The organism is Streptomyces sp. NPDC055099 (genome assembly GCF_053607685.1).
Window position 1 is genome coordinate 616577 of sequence record NZ_JBSGUA010000001.1, and the last position, 19562, is coordinate 636138.

General features: G+C 72.0%; 12 protein-coding genes and 3 tRNA genes. 8 read left to right on the top strand and 7 right to left on the bottom strand.

The features are described from left to right. The first annotated feature begins 46 nt into the window (after nt 1-46). Together ACWFRU_RS02790 and ACWFRU_RS02795 are read left to right on the top strand one after the other, a co-directional pair. Nucleotides 47-1063, top strand: a complete 1017-nt coding sequence (locus ACWFRU_RS02790; protein ID WP_453683995.1) for an AAA family ATPase — start codon at nt 47-49, stop codon at nt 1061-1063. Further along, nucleotides 1053-5282 (top strand): SAV_2336 N-terminal domain-related protein, encoded by a 4230-nt coding sequence (locus ACWFRU_RS02795; RefSeq protein WP_453683997.1) that lies wholly within the window; start codon nt 1053-1055, stop codon nt 5280-5282. Before ACWFRU_RS02790 ends, ACWFRU_RS02795 begins: the two co-directional genes overlap by 11 nt. Nucleotides 5283-5294: 12 nt before the next feature. Here the strand turns inward: ACWFRU_RS02795 and ACWFRU_RS02800 are convergent, their stop codons facing one another. Next, entirely contained in the window at nt 5295-6557 is a 1263-nt protein-coding gene (locus ACWFRU_RS02800; protein ID WP_453684511.1) for an MFS transporter, read from the bottom strand. Nucleotides 6558-6807: 250 nt separating this feature from the next. Between ACWFRU_RS02800 and mreB the strand changes: the two genes are divergently transcribed. Continuing rightward, nucleotides 6808-7845 carry a rod shape-determining protein MreB gene (gene mreB, locus ACWFRU_RS02805; protein WP_451203393.1) on the top strand — a complete coding sequence of 346 codons (1038 nt, stop codon included), beginning with the start codon at nt 6808-6810 and terminating at the stop codon, nt 7843-7845. A 114-nt stretch (nt 7846-7959) separates the two neighbouring features. Further along, on the top strand, nt 7960-9561 hold the full coding sequence (locus tag ACWFRU_RS02810; protein ID WP_453683999.1) for a GAF domain-containing sensor histidine kinase: 1602 nt from the start codon (nt 7960-7962) through the stop codon (nt 9559-9561). A gap of 26 nt (nt 9562-9587) precedes the next feature. On the opposite strand, the gene ACWFRU_RS02815 is transcribed toward ACWFRU_RS02810, so the two are convergent. The 4 genes from ACWFRU_RS02815 to ACWFRU_RS02830 all read right to left on the bottom strand — a co-directional run bounded on the left by ACWFRU_RS02815 (nt 9588) and on the right by ACWFRU_RS02830 (nt 10414). After that, nucleotides 9588-9821, bottom strand: coding sequence for a hypothetical protein (locus ACWFRU_RS02815; RefSeq protein ID WP_453684001.1), 234 nt, complete (start codon nt 9819-9821; stop codon nt 9588-9590). Between the two features lie 193 nt (nt 9822-10014). Beyond that, nucleotides 10015-10088 (bottom strand) — tRNA-Ile (locus ACWFRU_RS02820). A gap of 175 nt (nt 10089-10263) precedes the next feature. Beyond that, nucleotides 10264-10336: transfer RNA gene (locus ACWFRU_RS02825), tRNA-Asn, on the bottom strand. A gap of 5 nt (nt 10337-10341) precedes the next feature. Continuing rightward, a tRNA-Asn gene (locus tag ACWFRU_RS02830) sits at nt 10342-10414 on the bottom strand. Nucleotides 10415-10599: 185 nt separating this feature from the next. On the opposite strand from ACWFRU_RS02830, the gene ACWFRU_RS02835 reads away from it, so the two are divergent. The 4 genes from ACWFRU_RS02835 to ACWFRU_RS02850 all read left to right on the top strand — a co-directional run bounded on the left by ACWFRU_RS02835 (nt 10600) and on the right by ACWFRU_RS02850 (nt 16197). Continuing rightward, nucleotides 10600-10902: a YtxH domain-containing protein gene (locus tag ACWFRU_RS02835; protein ID WP_363307573.1), complete on the top strand. Its 303-nt coding sequence runs from the start codon at nt 10600-10602 to the stop codon at nt 10900-10902. A 62-nt stretch (nt 10903-10964) separates the two neighbouring features. Beyond that, nucleotides 10965-12401 (top strand): xylulokinase, encoded by a 1437-nt coding sequence (locus ACWFRU_RS02840; RefSeq protein WP_453684002.1) that lies wholly within the window; start codon nt 10965-10967, stop codon nt 12399-12401. A gap of 140 nt (nt 12402-12541) precedes the next feature. Then, nucleotides 12542-14275 (top strand): ABC transporter ATP-binding protein, encoded by a 1734-nt coding sequence (locus ACWFRU_RS02845; protein ID WP_453684004.1) that lies wholly within the window; start codon nt 12542-12544, stop codon nt 14273-14275. Continuing rightward, nucleotides 14275-16197, top strand: a complete 1923-nt coding sequence (locus tag ACWFRU_RS02850) for an ABC transporter ATP-binding protein (RefSeq protein WP_453684006.1) — start codon at nt 14275-14277, stop codon at nt 16195-16197. Before ACWFRU_RS02845 ends, ACWFRU_RS02850 begins: the two co-directional genes overlap by 1 nt. A gap of 5 nt (nt 16198-16202) precedes the next feature. Here ACWFRU_RS02850 and ACWFRU_RS02855 read toward each other — a convergent pair whose 3' ends face one another. Both ACWFRU_RS02855 and dnaG read right to left on the bottom strand, forming a co-directional pair. Next, nucleotides 16203-17525, bottom strand: coding sequence for an RNA polymerase sigma factor (locus tag ACWFRU_RS02855; RefSeq protein ID WP_453684008.1), 1323 nt, complete (start codon nt 17523-17525; stop codon nt 16203-16205). Nucleotides 17526-17643: 118 nt separating this feature from the next. Next, nucleotides 17644-19560 (bottom strand): DNA primase, encoded by a 1917-nt coding sequence (dnaG, locus tag ACWFRU_RS02860; protein WP_453684009.1) that lies wholly within the window; start codon nt 19558-19560, stop codon nt 17644-17646. Nucleotides 19561-19562: the final 2 nt, after the last annotated feature.

The window sequence follows — 19562 nt, forward strand, 5'->3', positions numbered from 1 at the left end:
CCCCTCGCATCCCGAACCCGACGCAGGAATACGGAGAACCCCGATCATGTCCCTGTGGCCCGTCTACACCGGCACGAACGAGCCCCACGACGGGATCACCCGGCTGCCTCCGCCGCCGCCCTGGCGCGCCTTCGACGGCGGCCCGGTCCTCGACCCGCCCACGGACGACGGCTCGGCGACCTCCCCGGACCGCGTGCACCGCGCGCACACGTACCGGGCCACGGAGACCTGCGTCCAACTGGTCAACGCCGCGCTGTACTTGCGGCGTCCGCTCCTGGTGACGGGGCCGCCGGGCAGCGGCAAGTCGAGCCTCGCGTACGCGGTGGCGCGGGAGCTTGGGCTCGGCCCGGTGCTGCGCTGGAACATCACGAGCCGCAGTGCCCTGCACGACGGCCTCTACCAGTACGACCCGCTGTCGCGGCTGTACGCGGCGGGGCGCGCCCCGCGGGCCAGGGCGTCGCGGGACGGCGCGGGCGTCGAGGACCACCTCCGCCTCGGCCCGCTCGGCACGGCGCTCCTCCCCTACGAACGCCCGCGTGCCCTCCTCATCGACGAGATCGACAAGAGCGACCTGGACCTGCCCAACGACCTCCTGAACATCCTGGAGGAGGGCCAGTACGAGATCCCCGAGCTGGTACGGATCGCCAAGCACACCCCGAAGGCGGCCCTCCTTGCCGACGGCTCGGACGACCCGGTGACCGTCGAGCGCGGCCGTGTGCGCTGCCGGGCCTTCCCCTTCGTCGTCCTCACCAGCAACGGCGAACGAGAGTTCCCGCCCGCGTTCCTGCGCCGCTGCGTCACGCTGCGCCTGCGCCAGCCCCGCGACGAGCACCTGGAGGAGATCGTCCGGGCCCACCTCGGCGAACCCGACGCCTACGCCCGCACGCTCATCGCCCGCTTCCTGGAGCGCGGCTCCGGCGGTGAACTCGCCACGGACCAGCTCCTGAACGCGATCTACCTGACCGGTGCGGCGGGGGTGGACGCGGGGTCGCGCGACGAGCTCGCGCGCCAGCTGATGCCGTACCTCACGCAGGCCGCGGACCCGGGCCCCGATGCACTCTGACACGCCCCGGCCCCGGGGCCCCGTCGCGCGGCTCGCCGATCTCCTCGCGGAGGCGGCGGCCGGGTCACGCCCCACGTCGACCGAGCTGGCCGAACTCCTCTGGCTCGCAGGCCAGATGGAGGGTTCCGAGCCGACACGGCAGGAAACCTCCGCCGACGCGGGGGCGGCGGAGCCCACGCCACCGCCGGTCAGCCCGTCGCCGTCCCCGCACCCGGCCGATCCCTCCCCCGCTCCCGCGCAGGACGACCGGGTGCCGCTCCTGCTGCCCCCGCGGACGGACGGCGACGCGTCGGCGACCTCCGCCTCCCCCGAGGACCCGTCGCGCACCTCCGACGCACCGGCAGCGGAAGCAGCAGCGAACCACACCCCGGTCCGGGTCCCGGTCCCCCCGATGGTGACGCACCCCCTCACCCTGCAACGCGCCCTGCGCCCCTTGAAGCGCCGCGTCCCCTCCCCGGTGGGCCAGGTCATCGACGAGGAGGCCACGGCCCACCGCATCGCCCGCCTGGGCGGCCACCCGCGCGGCTGGCTGCCGGTCCTGCGCCCCGCCGAGGAACGCTGGCTGCGCCTGTGCCTGGTGTACGACGCGGGCCCCACCATGCCGATCTGGCGCCCCCTGGTCCACGAACTCCACACGGCGCTCGCCCAGTCCGGCATCTTCCGCACGGTGGAGCTGCACCGCGCGGAGCCCGACGGCACCGTCCCGCCCCAGGCGGCGCACGCCCCCGCGTCGGGCCGCACGGTCACCCTGGTGATCAGCGACTGCATGGGCCCGCAGTGGCGCTCCGGCGCGGCGGGCACCCGCTGGTACCGCACGCTGCGCCGCTGGGCCGCGCACCAGCCGGTGGCCGTGATCCAGCCACTTCCGGAACGCCTCTGGCGCACCACGGCTCTGCCCACGACCCCGGGCTCCCTCTCGGCCCCGCACCCGGCGGCACCGTCCGCGGCCCTCGCCTTCACGCCGTACGCCGCCTCGGAGGCGCCGCCCGACGGAGCGCTGCCGATCCCGGTCATCGAACCCGCCGGGACGTGGCTCGCCAACTGGGCGGCGCTGGTGGCGGACGCGGGCGGGGCGCGGCTGCCGGGGGCGGTGGGGTGGCTGGGCACGGCGCCTCCAGGTGCCGAGGCGGCCGCCGAGGACGTCACCCGGGCCTCGCCCGAGGACCTCGTGCTCCGCTTCCGCTCCACCGCCTCTCCCGAGGCCTTCCGCCTCGCGGGCCATCTCGCGGTGGGTGAGGCGCAGTTGCCGGTGATGCGGCTCGTCCAGGCCGCGGTGGAGGAGCGCCCGCGTCCGCAGCATCTGGCGGAGGTGATCCTCAGCGGGATGCTTTCCTCGGGCGGGAGCCCCGGGTCCTATGAATTCCGGGACGGCGTACGGGACTTGCTGCTCCGTACGCTTCCCCGCACCGCGCGGGGGCGTACGCGGGAGCTGCTGGCCCGGGTCGGCGGGCTGATCGACGAGCGGGCGGGCACCGCTCCCGGGGAACTGCGGGCGGTGGCGGCATCCGGCGGGGGCGCCGGGCCGGAGGCTTCGGTGGGCGAGCCCTTCGCCACAGTCACTCCGGACAGCGTGCGGCAGCTCGGCGGGGGCCGGGAGGCGGGGCTTCTCGGTGACCGCTACCGGATGGTGCGGCTCATCGGACGGAGCGACAGCGTGTGGCTCGCGGAGGATCTGCGCCGGGGCGACGAGCCCGTGGTGGTGCAGCGCTACCCGCAGGCGCCCCAGTGGCTCCGCGCCGACTTCACACGGGCGGCGCGCCAGCTGTCCCGGTTCCGCCACGCGCAGGTGGCGGCCGTACGGGACTACGCGAACGGTGAAGTCCCGTACGTGGTGATGGATTTCATCGAGGGCCGCAGCCTCGCGGAACTTCTGGCGGACCACCGGGACGGCCTGCCCGCGCACCTCCTGCTCGACCTGGTGCCGCCCCTCGCCCGCGCCGTCTCCGCCCTGCACACCGCGGGCATGACCCATGGCGCCCTCTCCCCCCACTTCGTGCGGCTCCCGCCGCAAGGGGGCGCAGTGCTCTGCGGCTTCACGCTCATCCCGTACGGCGAGGAGAGCAGCCGGGCCGACCTCGCCGCACTCGGCCTCCTCGTGCGCCAGATGTACGCCGGGACCGGCGAGGCCGCCGGAACGGACCTGTTCGAACCGTCAGACGCGGATGCGGATGCGGATGCGGACGAGGTGGCAACACCCTCTGAACTGGCCGCGGGCATCGACCGATTGAGCTCGCGTCCAAGGCCGAGGCCAGGCGGCGTCAGCGGGCCCGACGGCATCGGTGTGCCCGGCGGCCTCGGCGAGACGCTCCTCTCGGCCGTCGCGGATCTCGGCTCCGCCGACCCGGAGCGCCGGGACCAGGGCCTCCAGCGGCTCACGCAGCTCTCCACGCCCGCGTCGCACGAGCGCACGTACTCCCTGCTGGGCCCCCTTCGCGTCGCCCGCGGCGGCCGGCCCCTCGCCACCGGCTCCGCCCGGGAGCAGGCCATGCTCTGCATGCTGCTGCTCGGGCGCGGCCGAGGCGTGCCCCACGACGAGCTGCTGCACGGCATGTGGGGCGGGGGCGACCGGCCCGCCGACGCACCCCGGCTCCTGGGCACCTACGCCTCCCGCCTCCGCAACGCGCTGGGTCCCGACTCCGTGGTGGCCGGGAACGGCACGTACATGCTGGCCCTGCCGACAGGCCCGGACGTCGTCGACCTGTTCCGTTTCCAGCGGCTCCACGACGACGCCCGTGACGCCCGTTTCGCGGGAGACCCCACCCGGGCCCGCGATCTGGTCAGGGCCGCCCTGGGCCTGTGGCGCGGCACCCCCCTGGAAGGCGTTCCCGGCCCGGCGGCCCGCTCCACCCGCGCCGAGATCAACCGCCTGCGGCAGTCCCTGCTCCACACGCGGCGCGAACTGAGCCGGGAGCTCGGCGCCGACGAGGAGGAGCAGGCCGAACTGGACGAACCGCTCTCCCCGAACGAGGAACTCCCCAGCGACCAGCTCGACGATCTCGGCGTCCGACGGGAGACCGCGGACGACCAGCCGGTCACCCCGCCGACCACCCTCACCTTCGAGTACCTGGCCCGCCCGGCGGGAAGCCAGGAGGACGTACGGCAGAACCTGGGCCGGGAGATCTCCCACCTCCTCATCCGGGGCGGCATCACCCCCGATCAGTTCGCGATGCGTTCCCGCCCACGCGGCTGGGACGTGACCGTGGCCCCCGAGGTGCACGTCCTGCACGTGCTGACCACCACGGTCAACGAACTCCCGTCCGCGCTGGCGGCCTTCCCCGTGCTCGGGCTCGGGGTGACCTTCACCCATGAGCCGGACCCGACGGTCTCGGCGCCCACGGTCCCGTCCGGGCTGCATCATCTGCTCGGGCCCGACAGCAGCCGCGCCATCGTGATCGTCTCCAGCGACCTGCACGAGCGGCTCAACCGCTCGGGCCGCCTGCGGCACCGGTTCCGGGCCGTCCCGCAGTCCGACGACTGGTACTGCGAGGTCACCACCGAGCCGTCCAACGCCCCGATGCCCACCGCCGTCGAAGCCGTGCTCCTCGGCTTCGACGGAACCCTCGCCCAGCTCTACACGGCACAGTCGGCGCGCCACGCGGCCCGCGCCCTCACCGCGCTGATCGCCGAACAGCGCGACCCCGAGGCCGCCCTGGCCGGCACCCCCCTCCTGCCCGAGCCCCGCCCGGCCGGCGGCACGGCGGACCGGGTCCACCCCATGGACGTCCTCCGCGCCTTCGCCCGGCGCCGCACGCTCTCCCAGGAGCTGCACTCGCGCCTGGAGGAGATCGAGATGCAGGCCGCCCTCACCGCGAGGCCCTCGCCCCACGCCGCAAAACTCCTGCACACCCTGGCCCGGCCCGACGAGCCCCTCCGCCTGGCCATCGTCACCGACACCTCGCCGCGCGCCGTGACGGCCTATCTGGGCGCCAAGGGACTCCACCTCCCCCGGGCCGGGTTCCACGGCCGCACCCAGGACCTCACCCTCCTCATGCCCGACCCCGACTGCCCGCGCCGCGCGCTGGAGCAACTGGGCTCCCCGGCGGACCGCTGCGTCATGGTCGGTTCCTCGCCGGAGGAGGCGGCCGCCGCCCGGAGCCTGCGCATCGCGTTCATCGGGTACGCACCGGGCCGCAAAGCCCGCGAGCGCCTGGCCGCCGCCGGAGTGCGTACGACGGTGAGCGATCTGGCACCCCTCGTCGACCTGCTCCACGACCGGTGAACTCCCGCGCCGCTACGCCTCCGGCGCCTTCGCGTCGTACCGCGCGAATCCCCGCCACTTGACGGCCAGGAGTCCCACGGCGACGACACACGCGACCCCGCCGCCCACCACAGCCAGCGAGGGTGAGCCCAGGTCACCCACCGACCCCGCGATGAAGTCCCCGAGCCGCGGCCCGCCCGCCACGACCACGATGAAGACGCCCTGGAGCCTGCCCCGCATCTCGTCCGGTACGGCCGCCTGGAGCATCGTGCTCCGGAACACCATCGAGATGGTGTCCGCGCAGCCCGCCACCGCGAGGAAGAACAGTCCCAGCCACAGATTCCGGGTCAGGCCGAAGACGGCGATCGCCGTGCCCCACCCGGCCACCGCGAGCAGGATCGCCAGACCGTGCCGCCGGACCCGCCCCAGCCACCCGGAGAACACCGCGCCGAGCAGCGCCCCCACCGCGGGCGCCGCGACCAGCAGACCCACCGTCTTCGCGTCGCCCCCGAACCACACCGCCGCCACCGCGGGGAACAGCGCCCGCGGGTGCGCGAGCACCATCGCGCACATGTCCGTGAAGAAGGTCATCCGCAGGTTCGGCCGGGTGGCGAGGAACCGCAGCCCGTCGAGGACCGAGGCCCGCTTCCCGCGCGCCCCTTCCTCCGCCCCCTCCGGCCGCATCGCCGGCAGCCGCCACATCGCGTACAGGGACGCGCTGAAGGCCACCGCGTCCACCGTGTACGCGGCCTGGTACCCCCACAGGCCGACGATGAGACCGCCCAGCATGGGGCCGAGCATCGTGCCCCCCGTCGTCGTGATCGACGACAGCGCGTTGGCCGCGGGCAACTGCTCCGGCGGCAGGAGCCGCGGGATCATCGAGGACCGCGCCGGCGAGTTCAGCGCCCCGCAGACCGCCTGCAACGCGACCACGGAGTACAGGAACCACACGTGGTGGAAGCCCGCGAACGCGCCCGCGGCCAGCGCGACGGAGAGCCCGCAGGAACCGAGCGACGAGTAGAGGCCCAGCTTCCGGCGGTCCACGGTGTCCGCGATGGCGCCCCCGTACAGGCCGAACACGACGAGGGGGACCAGCGAGAAGAGCCCCACCAGGCCGACCGAGAAGCTGGAGTGCGTGATGTCGTAGACCTGGAGGGAGACCGCGAGCGCGGTCATCGCCTGGCCGATCCAGGAGATCGTGTTGCCGGCCCAGAGACGGCGGTAGTCGGCGGACGTACGCAAAGGCGTCAGATCGGCGAGTATCCGCCTTTTCGCGACGGGCCCCTGGGGCTCCACTGGTAGCGGGGACAGCGGGGGGCTGTCGGCAGCTCCGGGTATGCGGGAGCCGTCGGCTTCGTCTTCTTCCGGGGGCGAATGCGTCACACGGGATGCTAACTGCGCCGCCAGCGACGCGATCAAGACCACCCGTGCGGCGGCACCCCACCCGGCTCAGCCCGACGCGCGCGCCGCCCGCGGCCACCGCACGATGCGAGATGGGACCGTCGTCCGACGGTCCGTACGGTCTGCGCTCTCGGGAGGATCTGCCATGACCGTCAGTCTGGAGCAGTTGCGCCGCTGCCACATCGCCGTCGACCTGGGTGCCGCGAGGACCCGGGTGTTCGTGAAGGGCGCGGGCCTCGTCGTCGACGAGCCCAGCGCCGCCGCCGTGAACACACGGACGGGCGCGCTCATCGCGGTCGGCCAGTTCGCCGAGCAGATGACGGGGCGCACCCCGGGCTACATCCGGGTCGTGCGGCCGGTCTCCGGCGGCACCGTCGTCGACATCGAGATGGCCCAGCGGATGCTGCGCCACCTCCTGGGCGAGAAGCTCCGCCGCACCCTGCGCCGCAAGCCCCGGCTGCGCGCCGCCGCCTGCACACCGCACGACGCGGACCCGCTGGCCCAGCGCGCGGCCGTCGAGACGATGGTCGGCCTCGGGGCGCGCAGGGTCGAGCTGGTGGACACGCTCATCGCGGCCGCGGTCGGCTGCGGGCTGCCCGTGGAGCAGCCGGAGGCGACCATGATCCTGGTGTGCGGGGCCGCGACCACGCAGGTCGCGGTGCTGTCCCTCGGGTCAATCGTGACGGCTCAGCGCATCCCGGTGGGCGGCGAGGCCATCGACAACGCGATCGTCCAGCACCTGCGCCACCACCACGAGCTGATGCTCCCCAGCCAGTCGGTACGCCCGCTCCAGCTCGCCCTGCGCGGCAACGGCCTCACTCCGCAGGGCCCGGAGTCGACCGAGATCCACGGCCGTGACGTCGCCACGGGCCTGGCCCGGTCGGTGCACGTGGACACCGCCGCGGTCCGCGAGGCGATCCACACGCCGCTCACCGCCGTGCTCGACGGCATCGGCAAGGTGCTGCGGGACTGCCCGCCCGACCTGGTCGCCGACCTGGCCGACCGCGGGATCATGATGGTCGGCGGCAGCGCGCTGCTCCCGGGCCTGGACCAGATGCTGCGGGACGCGACGGGGATGCCGGTGCAGATCGCCGAACGGCCGGACGTGTGCGCCGTGCTCGGGCTCGGGGCGATGCTGGAGGGCAAGATCCAGCCGCTGGTCCTCAACCCGCTCTCCGGCTGACCGGGCTCGGCACGGGCACCTGGTGGTGACGTCGATGGGCCCGGAGTTGATCGGCCCGGAGTTGACGGGCCCGGAGTTGATCGGCCCGGTCGAGAAGGCGTGGGTCGCCGCGCGATGAACGGCGACGACCTGCCCCTCTCCCTGGTGCCTCTCCTGGACGCGGTCCTCGGCGTCGGCTCGGACCTCGAACTGCACACCACGCTCCAGCACATCGTGGAGAGCGCGACCGAGCTGACCGGCGCCCGGTACGGCGCGCTGGGTGTCATCGACCCCGGGCACGGCAAGCTGACGGACCTGTTCACGGCGGGCCTGACCGCGGCCGAGCGGGAGCGCATCGGCCCCCTCCCCGACGGCCACTCGGGCCTCCTGGGCACCCTGATCCGCGAGCCGAAGCCGCTCATCCTGGACGACCTGACGGCGGACCCCCGCTCGTGCGGCGTACCGCCGGAGCACCCAGAGATGCACAGCTTCCTGGGCGTCCCGGTGCACGTCCACGACGAGGCGTTCGGCAATCTCTACCTCACCGAGAAGCGCGAGGGCCGCTTCACCGAGGAGGACCTGCAACTGCTCCGCGTCCTGGCGAGCCAGGCGGGCATCGCGATCGGCAACGCCCGCCTGTACGAGGCGGCCAGGCAGCGCGAACGGTGGATCGACGGCGCCGCCGCGGTCACCACGGCCCTGCTCACCGGCGAACCGGCGGCCGACGCGCTGATGAAGGTCGCCGAGCAGGCCCGCATCCTGGCGAGCGCGTCGGCGGGGGTGATCCTGCAGCCCACGGACCAGGGCGGCATGCGGATCGTCGCGGCGGCGACGCAGGAGGAGGACGGCATCACGCCCCCGAGCGACGCCGGCGCCCATCCGAACGCCCTCCAGAACGACCTCATCGGCACGACCATCGAGCCAGGCAGCGCGGTCCTCGAGCAACTCCTCGGGGGTGAGCCGGTGTTCGTCGAGGACTCCGCGACCGACCCCCGGATGACCACGCACGTACGGACCAACTTCGGGCCCAGCATGATGCTGCCGCTGCAGGCGGGCGGGAGGCTCATCGGGACGCTCGCGCTGCCCCGCCGCAGGGGCGAGCGCGCGTACACCTCCGTGGAGCGTCTGCTCGCCACCCAGTTCGCCTCGCAGGCCGCGCTGGCCCTCGTCCTGGCGGACGCCCAGCAGAGCAGGCAGCGCCTCGCGGTGTTCGAGGACCGCGACCGCATCGCCCGCGACCTGCACGACCTCGTCGTCCAGCGGCTCTTCGCGACGGGCATGATGCTGGAGTCGACCCGGCGCAGGGACACCTCCCCGCAGGTGGAGTCCACCCTCGACCAGGCCGTGGACGAGCTGGAGTCCACCATCCAGGAGGTCCGCACGGCGATCTTCGCGCTCCAGCAGCCACCGGCCGACGCCCCGACCACGTTCCGCGGCAAGGTGCTCCGCGAGACGGCGGGCGCGGCGGCGGTGGTCGGCGTCCAGCCCTCGGTGCACTTCACCGGAGCCGTCGACGCCCGCGTCACGGAGCCGACGGCGGGCCACCTCCTGGCGGCCCTGCGCCGCGCCCTGGCCGCCGCGTCCCGCCGCACCGACGTCACCCGCATCGAGGTGGCGGTGGACGCGCGGGCGACGCTGCCGGACGGCCGCACGGGCGTACGCCTGACGGTCTACGACGACGGCACGACGGACGGTGTCGGCTCGGGCACGACAGCCACCTGGCAGGCACCGCTCTAGGCGGAGGCCGCTTTACGGAGTCGCGCCTACGCCGCTTCGTAGTGGTGCGCCACGCCGCCGCGCCACTTCACCCACGCGGGATCGTCCAGGAGCTCCTCGGCGTCCGGCAGCCCGGCGACGCGCAGGAACTCGACGACGTCCGCGTCACAGTGCGCGAGGCCGAGGATCTCCCCCCGGACCGTCACCCGGCGGCCTCCGGTGCCCGCGGGCGGATGCACGGCCACCGGAGCGGCTGCCGTGGACCCGGCGTGCGCGTTCAACGCCGCTTCCGCGACTGCACGTACCAAGCCGCGGCCAGGCCGATGACCACCAGGACGATCAATATCTTCATGAGCCCCTGCTGCCCCGGATTTCGGGGCTGAAGCTCACCCGCGCGTCACTTCACAGCGAAGGACGGGGGGAGGTTTGCGCTGCTGACGCAGGTGGAATCGTTCCTGCGCCCCAGCGCTTCGGTGGGGCGGGTGGGACTCGAACCCACGGCCGACGGATTATGAGTCCGCTGCTCTAACCGGCTGAGCTACCGCCCCTAACGGCGCGTCGCGCACATTTGTGCGCGCCGTCTGCCGCAGCATAGCCGCTCATACGATCTCCTGCTTCGGATGGTCGGCATCGCTCGACCATGAGGACCGCAGGGCTGCCCCGATGGTTCCACCAGGCACGAAAAAGGACCCCTGAGGGGAATCCCAGGGGTCCTTCTCACAGCTCTCCCGACTGGACTCGAACCAGTAACCTGCCGGTTAACAGCCGGCTGCTCTGCCAATTGAGCTACAGGAGACCGAGCTCCCCCGACTGGACTCGAACCAGTAACCTGCCGGTTAACAGCCGGCTGCTCTGCCAATTGAGCTACAGGGGATCGTCTCGTTGCATCGAACGCAGCTACCTGGGAACTCTCCAGGCGGCGGGCGGTCGCTGCGACACATACATTAGCGCAAGCAGGGGGGTGCTCCGCCAATCGGTATCCCCACCGCATCCCCACCGCCCGCACAGGGCAACAGACGAGCGAACGATCGATGCCGACGCAAGGGAAGGGTGGCAGCCATGCGCTACCGGCTCACATTCGTCGCGGGAGTGGCTCTCGGGTACGTGCTCGGTACCCGGGCAGGCCGCGAGCGCTACGAGAAGCTGAGGAAATCCGCCCGCGAGTTCGCGCAGAACCCGGCGGTGCGCAACACCGTGGAGTCCGCGACACAGCAGGGCCGCGACGTGGCGGGCAAGGCCTTCCACACCGTGTCCGAGAAGGTCGGGGACCGGGTCCCGGACTCGGTGGCCGACCGGGTGCGGTCGCTGCGCGAGCGCGGGCAGGGCAGCGGTGAGGACGACTGGGGCACCAGCAACACGTAACGGGCGCGGCTCCTGTGAGCTGGGGTACGGGTCACGGCGCGCGGTGCGGCAGAATTCCAGGCATGGGGATAGTCGCAGGGTTGGACAGTTCGCCCGATTTCACGCGCATCGTGGTCTGTGACGCGGACACGGGCGCCGTACTCAAGCAGGGCTATGCCCCGCATCCGACGGAGGGCCCCGAAGGAGGCGGCCGTCCGTCGGACGTGGATCCGCAGGCCTGGCTGCTCTCGCTCGGTGAGGCAGCGGGCGGCGGGCTGCTCGAAGGCGTACAGGCGATCGGCGTCTCCGCGCAGCAGAACGCGGTCGTCCCCCTGGACCAGCACGGCAACACCGTGCGGCCCGCGCTCGTCGGCAACGACCGGCGGGCGCAGGTCGCGGCCGCCGACCTGATCGACGGGCTCGGCAGCCGCGAGGCCTGGGCGCAGGCCGTCGGATGCGTCCCGCAGGCGGCGCACCCCGTGACGAAGCTGCGCTGGCTGGCGAAGAACGAACCGGAGGCGGCGCGGCGCGTCGCCTCTCTCATGCAGGCGCACGACTGGCTGGTGTGGCAGCTCCTCGGGCGGCCCGCGCGGCGCACGAGCGACCGGGGCGGGGCCTCCGGCACCGGTTACTGGTCGGCGGCGACGGGCACGTACCGCCCCGATCTCGTGGAGCTCGCGCTCGGCCACCAGGCGATGCTGCCCGAGGTGATCGGTCCCGCCGAACCGGCGGGGACGACGCCCGAGGGGCTGCTGATCTCGGCGGGTACGGGCGAGACGATGGCGGCGGCGTTCGGGCTGGGGGTCCAGCAGGGCGACGCGGTCGTCTCGCTGGGGGCCTCGGGGTCCGTGATGGCCGTGCACCACGAGGCCCTGGTCGACGCGAGCGGGACGATCACCTCGCTCGCGGACGCCACCGGCATGCATCTGCCCGTGGTGCACACGCTGAACGCCGTGCGGGTGCTGCGCGGCGCGGCCGAGATGCTGGGGGTGCCCGATCTGGAGGGGCTCTCGGAGCTGGCCATGAAGTCGACGCCGGGTGCGCACGGGCTCGTGCTCCTGCCGTACCTGGAGGGCGAGAAGACACCGAACCTGCCGCATGCCGCGGGCACCCTGACCGGGCTTCGGCGTGAGTCGATGCGGCCGGAGCATCTGGCGCGGGCGGCCTTCGAGGGCATGCTGTGCGGGCTCGGGGACGCGCTGGACGTGCTGCGGTCGCGGGGCGTGGAGGTGCGGCGGGTCTTCCTGCTCGGCGCGGCGGCCGAGCTGCCCGCGGTGCAGGCGGCGGCGCCGATGCTGTTCGGCACGCAGGTCGTGGTGCCGCAGCCCGCGGACTACGCGGCGATCGGCGCGGCACGACAGGCGGCCTGGGCACTGAACGGCCAACTGCCGTACTGGCAGGGGGCAGCGGCGCAACTCTTCGAGCCGGGCGAGGAGCACGCCGTGGGCCAGGCGGTGCGGCAGCAGTACCGGACGGTGCGGGAGCAGACGCACCCCGGGGCGCTCGACGGCGCCCCGTAAGGGGCGCGGGGAAACCTAGTTCTTGACCCGGACAATCTTTTTACCGGGTCATGGCTTAATCGGTTGCGCAGCCCCAGGTGCGGTATCGGAGTATTGAGGCGCCCACGCCAGAACCCCCGCCCACGCCTCTCGAAGAGACCATGCTCATACGACTCCTGCGGGCCCACCTGGGCCCGTACAAGAAGCCCATCGCCCTGCTGGTGCTGCTGCAGTTCCTGCAGACGTGTGCCTCGCTCTATCTGCCCACGCTCAACGCCGACATCATCGACGAGGGTGTCGTGAAGGGCGACACGGGCTACATCCTGTCGTTCGGCGGCATCATGATCGCCGTCACCGTCGCCCAGGTGGTCTGCAACGTGGGCGCCGTCTACTACGGCGCCCGCACCGCGTCGGCGCTCGGCCGCGACGTGCGGGCCGCCGTCTTCGACCGCGTGCAGTCGTTCTCCGCACGGGAGTTGGGGCAGTTCGGCGCGCCGTCGCTGATCACCCGGACCACGAACGACGTCCAGCAGGTGCAGATGCTGGTCCTGATGTCGTTCACGCTGATGGTGTCCGCGCCGATCATGTGTGTCGGCGGCATCGTCATGGCGCTCGGCCTCGACGTACCGCTCTCGGGCATCCTCGTCGCCGTCGTGCCCGTCCTCGCGATCTGCGTCAGCCTGATCGTGAAGCGCCTCCGCCCGCTCTTCCGCACGATGCAGGTGCGCCTGGACACCGTGAACCGCGTGCTGCGCGAGCAGATCACCGGCAACCGCGTCATCCGCGCCTTCGTCCGCGACGCGTACGAGAAGGACCGCTTCCGGAAGGCCAACGCCGAGCTGACCGACGTGTCGCTCGGCACCGGCAAGCTGCTCGCCCTGATGTTCCCGATCGTCATGACCGTCGTGAACATCTCGTCGATCGCCGTGGTGTGGTTCGGCGCGCACCGCATCGACAGCGGCGGCATGCAGATCGGGGCGCTCACCGCGTTCCTCGCGTATCTGATGCAGATCGTGATGTCCGTGATGATGGCCACCTTCATGTTCATGATGGTGCCGCGCGCCGAGGTCTGCGCCGAGCGCATCGAGGAGGTCCTGGACACCGAGAGCAGCGTGGTGCCCCCGGCCTCCCCCGTGACGGAGCTGCGGCGTCACGGCCACCTGGAGATCCGCGACGCGGGCTTCCGCTACCCCGGTGCCGAGGAGCCCGTCCTGAAGGCCGTCGGCCTGGTCGCGCGGCCCGGTGAGACGACCGCCGTGATCGGGTCGACCGGCAGCGGCAAGTCGACGCTGCTCAGCCTCGTGCCGCGGCTCATCGACGCCACGGAGGGCGAGGTCCTGGTGGACGGCGTGCCCGTGCACACCATCGAGCCCGCGCTGCTCGCGAGGACCGTGGGTCTGGTACCGCAGAAGCCGTACCTCTTCGCCGGCACGGTCGCCACCAACCTCCGCTACGGCAACCCCGAGGCGACCGACGAGGAGCTCTGGCACGCGCTCGAAGTGGCCCAGGCCAAGGGCTTCGTGGAGAGCCTGGAGGAGGGACTGGACGCGCCCGTCTCGCAGGGCGGCACGAACGTCTCCGGCGGTCAGCGCCAGCGCCTCGCGATCGCCAGGACGCTCGTACAGCGCCCGGAGATCTATCTCTTCGACGACTCCTTCTCGGCCCTGGACTACGCCACGGACGCCGCCCTGCGGGCCGCGCTCGGCCGCGAGACCGCCGAGGCGACCGTCGTGATCGTCGCCCAGCGCGTGGCGACGATCAGGGACGCCGACCGCATCATCGTCCTGGACGAGGGCCGGGTCGTGGGGACGGGACGCCATCACGAGCTGATGGAGAGCAATGAGACCTACCGGGAGATCGTGCTCTCCCAGCTGACGGAAGCGGAGGCCGCGTGATGGCCGGTCCGGGCGGACAACAGATGATGGGGCCGGACTCCCGGTCGATGGACTTCAAGGGGTCCGGCAAGCGGCTCCTGGCCCAGTTCAGGCCAGAGCGCACCACGATGTACGGGATGATCGCCGCCGGAGTGCTCAGCGTGGCGCTCACCGTGCTCGGCCCGAAGATCCTCGGCAAGGCGACCGACCTGCTCTTCGCGGGCATCGTCGGCCGTGACATGCCGGACGGGGTCACCAAGGAGCAGGCCATCGAGGGCCTGCGCGACAAGGGTGACGACGGCATGGCCGACATGCTCTCGGGGGTCGACTTCACGCCGGGCCAGGGCATCGACTTCGACGCCGTCGGCGAGGTGCTGCTGCTCGCTCTCGTGACGTTCCTGGTCGCCGGTCTGCTGATGATGATCTCGACGCGGCTCTCGAACCGCGCCATCAACAGGACCGTCTTCAAGATGCGCGGCGACGTGCAGGAGAAGCTGTCGCGGCTTCCGCTGTCGTACTTCGACAAGCGGCAGCGCGGTGAGGTGCTCAGCCGGGCGACGAACGACCTCGACAACATCGGCCAGACGCTCCAGCAGACCATGGGCCAGCTGGTGAACTCCCTGCTCACCATCGTCGGCGTACTGATCATGATGTTCTACGTCTCGCCGCTGCTCGCCCTGGTGGCGCTCGTCACCGTGCCGCTGTCGTTCTTCGTGGCGACGAAGGTCGGCAAGCGGTCGCAGCCGCAGTTCGTGCAGCAGTGGAAGTCCACCGGCAAGCTCAACGCGCACATCGAGGAGATGTACACCGGGCACAACCTGGTGAAGGTCTTCGGGCGCCAGGAGGAGTCGGCGAAGGCGTTCGCCGAGCAGAACGACGCGCTCTACGAGGCCGGGTTCAAGGCGCAGTTCAACAGCGGGGCCATGCAGCCGCTGATGTTCTTCATGTCGAACCTCAACTACGTGCTCGTGGCCGTGGTGGGCGGCCTCAGGGTCGCGTCCGGCGCCCTGTCGATCGGTGACGTGCAGGCCTTCATCCAGTACTCACGGCAGTTCTCGATGCCGCTCACGCAGGTCGCCTCGATGGCGAACCTGGTGCAGTCCGGTGTCGCCTCTGCCGAGCGCGTCTTCGAACTGCTCGACGCGGACGAGCAGGAGGCCGACCCGGTGCCGGGGGCGCGGCCCGACCAACTGCGCGGCCGGGTCGAGATGGAGCAGGTGTCCTTCCGCTACGAGAAGGACAAGCCGCTCATCGAGGACCTGTCCCTGAAGGTGGAGCCCGGCCACACGGTGGCGATCGTCGGCCCGACCGGCGCGGGCAAGACCACGCTGGTCAACCTGCTGATGCGGTTCTACGAGGTCACCGGCGGGCGCATCACGCTCGACGGGGTCGACATCGCGGAGATGTCGCGCGACGAACTGCGGTCCGGCATCGGCATGGTGCTCCAGGACACCTGGCTGTTCGGCGGCACCATCGCGGAGAACATCGCGTACGGAGCGGCCAAGGACGTCACGCGTGAGGAGATCGAGGAGGCGGCGCGGGCGGCCCACGCCGACCGCTTCTGCCGCACGCTGCCCGACGGCTACGACACGGTCATCGACGACGAGGGCACGGGGGTGAGCGCGGGCGAGAAGCAACTGATCACGATCGCGCGGGCGTTCCTCTCCGACCCGGTGATCCTGGTCCTTGACGAGGCGACCAGCTCGGTCGACACCCGTACGGAGGTGCTCATCCAGAAGGCGATGGCGCGGCTCGCCCACGGGCGGACCTCGTTCGTCATCGCGCACCGTCTGTCCACGATCCGCGACGCGGACACCATCCTGGTGATGGAGAACGGGGCGATCGTGGAGCAGGGCACGCACGACGACCTGCTGGCCGCCGAGGGCGCGTACGCGCGTCTGTACGCGGCTCAGTTCGCACAGGCCGTGGCCGAGGTCGACTGACCCTTTCAGTCGAGGTAGCCGCGCAGCTGGTCCGCGAAGGCGTGGTCCCGCAGCTTGTTGAGGGTCTTGGACTCGATCTGGCGGATGCGTTCGCGCGTCACGCCGAAGATGCGTCCTATCTCCTCCAGGGTGCGGGGCCTGCCGTCCGCGAGGCCGTAGCGCAGCTGGACGACCTTGCGTTCGCGCTCGCCGAGCGTGGAGAGGACCGCCTCCAGGTGCTCGCGCAGGAGGAGGAAGGCCGCCGACTCGACGGGGCTCGTCGCGTCGCCGTCCTCGATGAGGTCGCCGAGCGCGACGTCGTCCTCCTCGCCCACGGGCGCGTGCAGCGACACCGGTTCCTGCGCCAGGCGCAGGACTTCGCTGACCCGCTCGTGCGGCAGGTCGAGGTGCGCGGCGACCTCTTCGGGCGTCGGTTCGTAACCCCGTTCCTGGAGCATGCGGCGCTGGACGCGGACGACGCGGTTGATGAGTTCCACGACGTGCACGGGGACGCGGATGGTGCGGGCCTGGTCGGCGAGGGCCCGCGACATCGCCTGACGGATCCACCAGGTCGCGTACGTGGAGAACTTGTAGCCGCGGGCGTAGTCGAACTTCTCGACCGCCCTGATCAGGCCGAGGTTTCCCTCCTGGACGAGGTCGAGCATGGTCAGCCCGCGGCCCACGTACCGCTTGGCGACGGAGACGACCAGGCGGAGGTTGGCCTCGATCAGACGGCGCTTGGCCATCCGTCCCGCGACCACCAACTTGTCCAGGTCGAGCGCCAGTTGGGAGTCCAGGTCGGTGGCGAGGCGCAGCTTCTCCTCGGCGAACAGGCCGGCCTCGACGCCGCGTGCCAGTTCCACTTCCTCCGCCGCCGTGAGCAGGGGTATCCGGCCGATCTCGCGCAGATACTGCCGGAACAGGTCGGACGAGGGGCCGCCGGTGTCGGCGCGGCTGCGGGGCGCGGGCGGCAGGGGCAGCTCGCCGCTGTCCGGTTCGAGTGCCTCCGGGGCGTCCGGGGGCTCGGGTGTCGCCTGGACCCCGGGGCTTTCGTGACCCGCCTCCGGGTGCCGTGCGGGGCGGCCCTGCTGCGGCACGGCCGCGATGACGTCCGTATCCGCCGCTGCCTCCGCTTCCGCGGCAACGGCGGTCTCGCTCTGGCTGAGGGTCTGGGTCTGCACGGGGGCGACCTCCATGATGATCGCTGCTGAGGCGTGCGGCAGCGGTACAGCGGGATCGGCTTCGACGGCCTCGCCGCTGTCCGTCCCGAACACGATGTGTGGAATCGCGGGTGTACCGGTTCCGCATGCGCTGTCTGCGGGCCGGCCGCGCTCCGAGGACTCAGGCACCGCAACCCAGTGTGGGGTACGACACACGGCCGCCACGAGGGGCGTGCGGTGACTTTTTGAGTCCGGTGCGTGACCGTGCGGTTACCCGACGGGTAACCAGCCGGGCCCCGGACGAACCTCAGAGCGCGTCGGCGCCGCGTTCGCGGAGGGCCTGGGCGTACTGCTGGAGGATCCACAACTCGTTCTGCACCGCGGCCAGTTGTGCCGGGTCGCCCTGTGCGCTCAGGCGGGTCAGGCTGCCCTGGACGTCACGGATGCGGCGGTCGACCGCGCGCAGCCTGACCTGGACGAGCTGCACGCCCGCGTAGATCTCGTCCACCTGCTTGCGCAGGATCGCCTCGACGGCCAGCTCGGTGACCATGGCGCGGACCATGTCGTCCGGCGCGGCGTCCAGGACGCGGGCGAGGTAGGTCTGCGGTTCGGGGATGCCCGCCTCGGCGCCGCCGGCTTCCTCGATGCACCGGCGCACCGCCGCGTACGGCGGCGCGGTGAACTCGTCCACGCCGTACGCGTCGAAGGCCGGGGAGACCAGCTCCGGGCGCTGCAGCGCCAGCTTGAGCAGCTCGCGCTCGGTGCGGTGGGCGGGGCTGCGCAGGGTGAGCGCGGGGCCGGAGGGCCCTGAGGGAACAGCTGGCGCCGAGGGCCCGTACTGCTGGCCCTGGTGGGCGCGCTGCTGCTGCGGGGCCGGGCCCCTGCCGCCCCGGTCGCGGGCCCAACGCGCGAGCTGGGCCACGCGCTTGACCACGAACTGGGTGTCCAGGATGCCGAGCATCCCGGCGAGCTGGACCGCCACCTCGTGCTGCGCGCCGCTGTTCTTGATGCGGGCCACGACCGGCGCCGCCTCGTCCAGGGCGGCGGCACGGCCCGCGGGGGTCTCCAGGTCGTAGCGTGCGACGATCTGGCGCAGCGCGAACTCGAAGAGCGGCGTGCGGGGTTCGACGAGGTCGGCGACCGCCTCGTCCCCCTTGGCGAGGCGCAGCTCGCAGGGGTCCATGCCCTCGGGCGCGATGGCGATGTACGTCTCGGCGGCGAACTTCTGGTCGTCCTCGAAGGCGCGCAGGGCGGCCTTCTGGCCTGCCGCGTCACCGTCGAAGGTGAAGATCACCCGCGCCGAGCCGTTGTCCATCAGGAGGCGGCGCAGGATCTTGATGTGGTCGCCGCCGAAGGCGGTGCCACAGGTGGCGATGGCCGTGGTGACACCGGCGAGATGGCAGGCCATGACGTCCGTGTAGCCCTCGACGACGACCGCGCGGGAGGTCTTGGCGATCTCCTTCTTGGCCAGGTCCACCCCGTAGAGCACCTGGCCCTTCTTGTAGATCGGCGTCTCGGGGGTGTTGAGGTACTTGGGGCCGTTGTCGTCGTCGCGCAGCTTGCGCGCGCCGAAGCCGACGACCTCGCCGCTGATGTCGCGGATCGGCCACATCAGACGGCCGCGGAAGCGGTCGATGGGGCCGCGGCGGCCCTCCTGGGAGATGCCGGAGAGGACGAGCTCCTTGTCGGTGAAGCCCTTGCCGCGCAGGAACCGGGTGAGGTGGTCCCAGCCCGCGGGGCTGTAGCCGACGCCGAAGTGCGCGGCGGCGGCCTGGTCGAAGCCGCGCTCGGCCAGGAACTTCCGGCCGATCTCGGCCTCGGGGCTCTCCAGCTGGTCCACGTAGAACTGAGCGGCGATCTTGTGGGCCTCGACGAGGCGGATGCGCTCGCCGCGCTGGCTCGTGGGGTTGTACCCGCCCTCTTCGTACCGAAGGGTGATGCCCGCCTGGGCGGCGAGGCGCTCGACCGTCTCCGAGAACGTGAGGTGGTCGATCTTCATCACGAAGGCGATCGTGTCGCCGCCTTCCTGGCAGCCGAAGCAGTGGAAGAGACCCTTGCTGGGGCTGACCTGGAAGGACGGTGACTTCTCGTCGTGGAAGGGGCACAGGCCCTTGAGGTTGCCTCCGCCCGCGTTCCGCAGCTGGAGGTAGTCGGAGACCACGGCGTCGATCGGGACCGCGTCCCGAACCGCCTTCACGTCCTCGTCATTGATCCTGCCTGCCACGT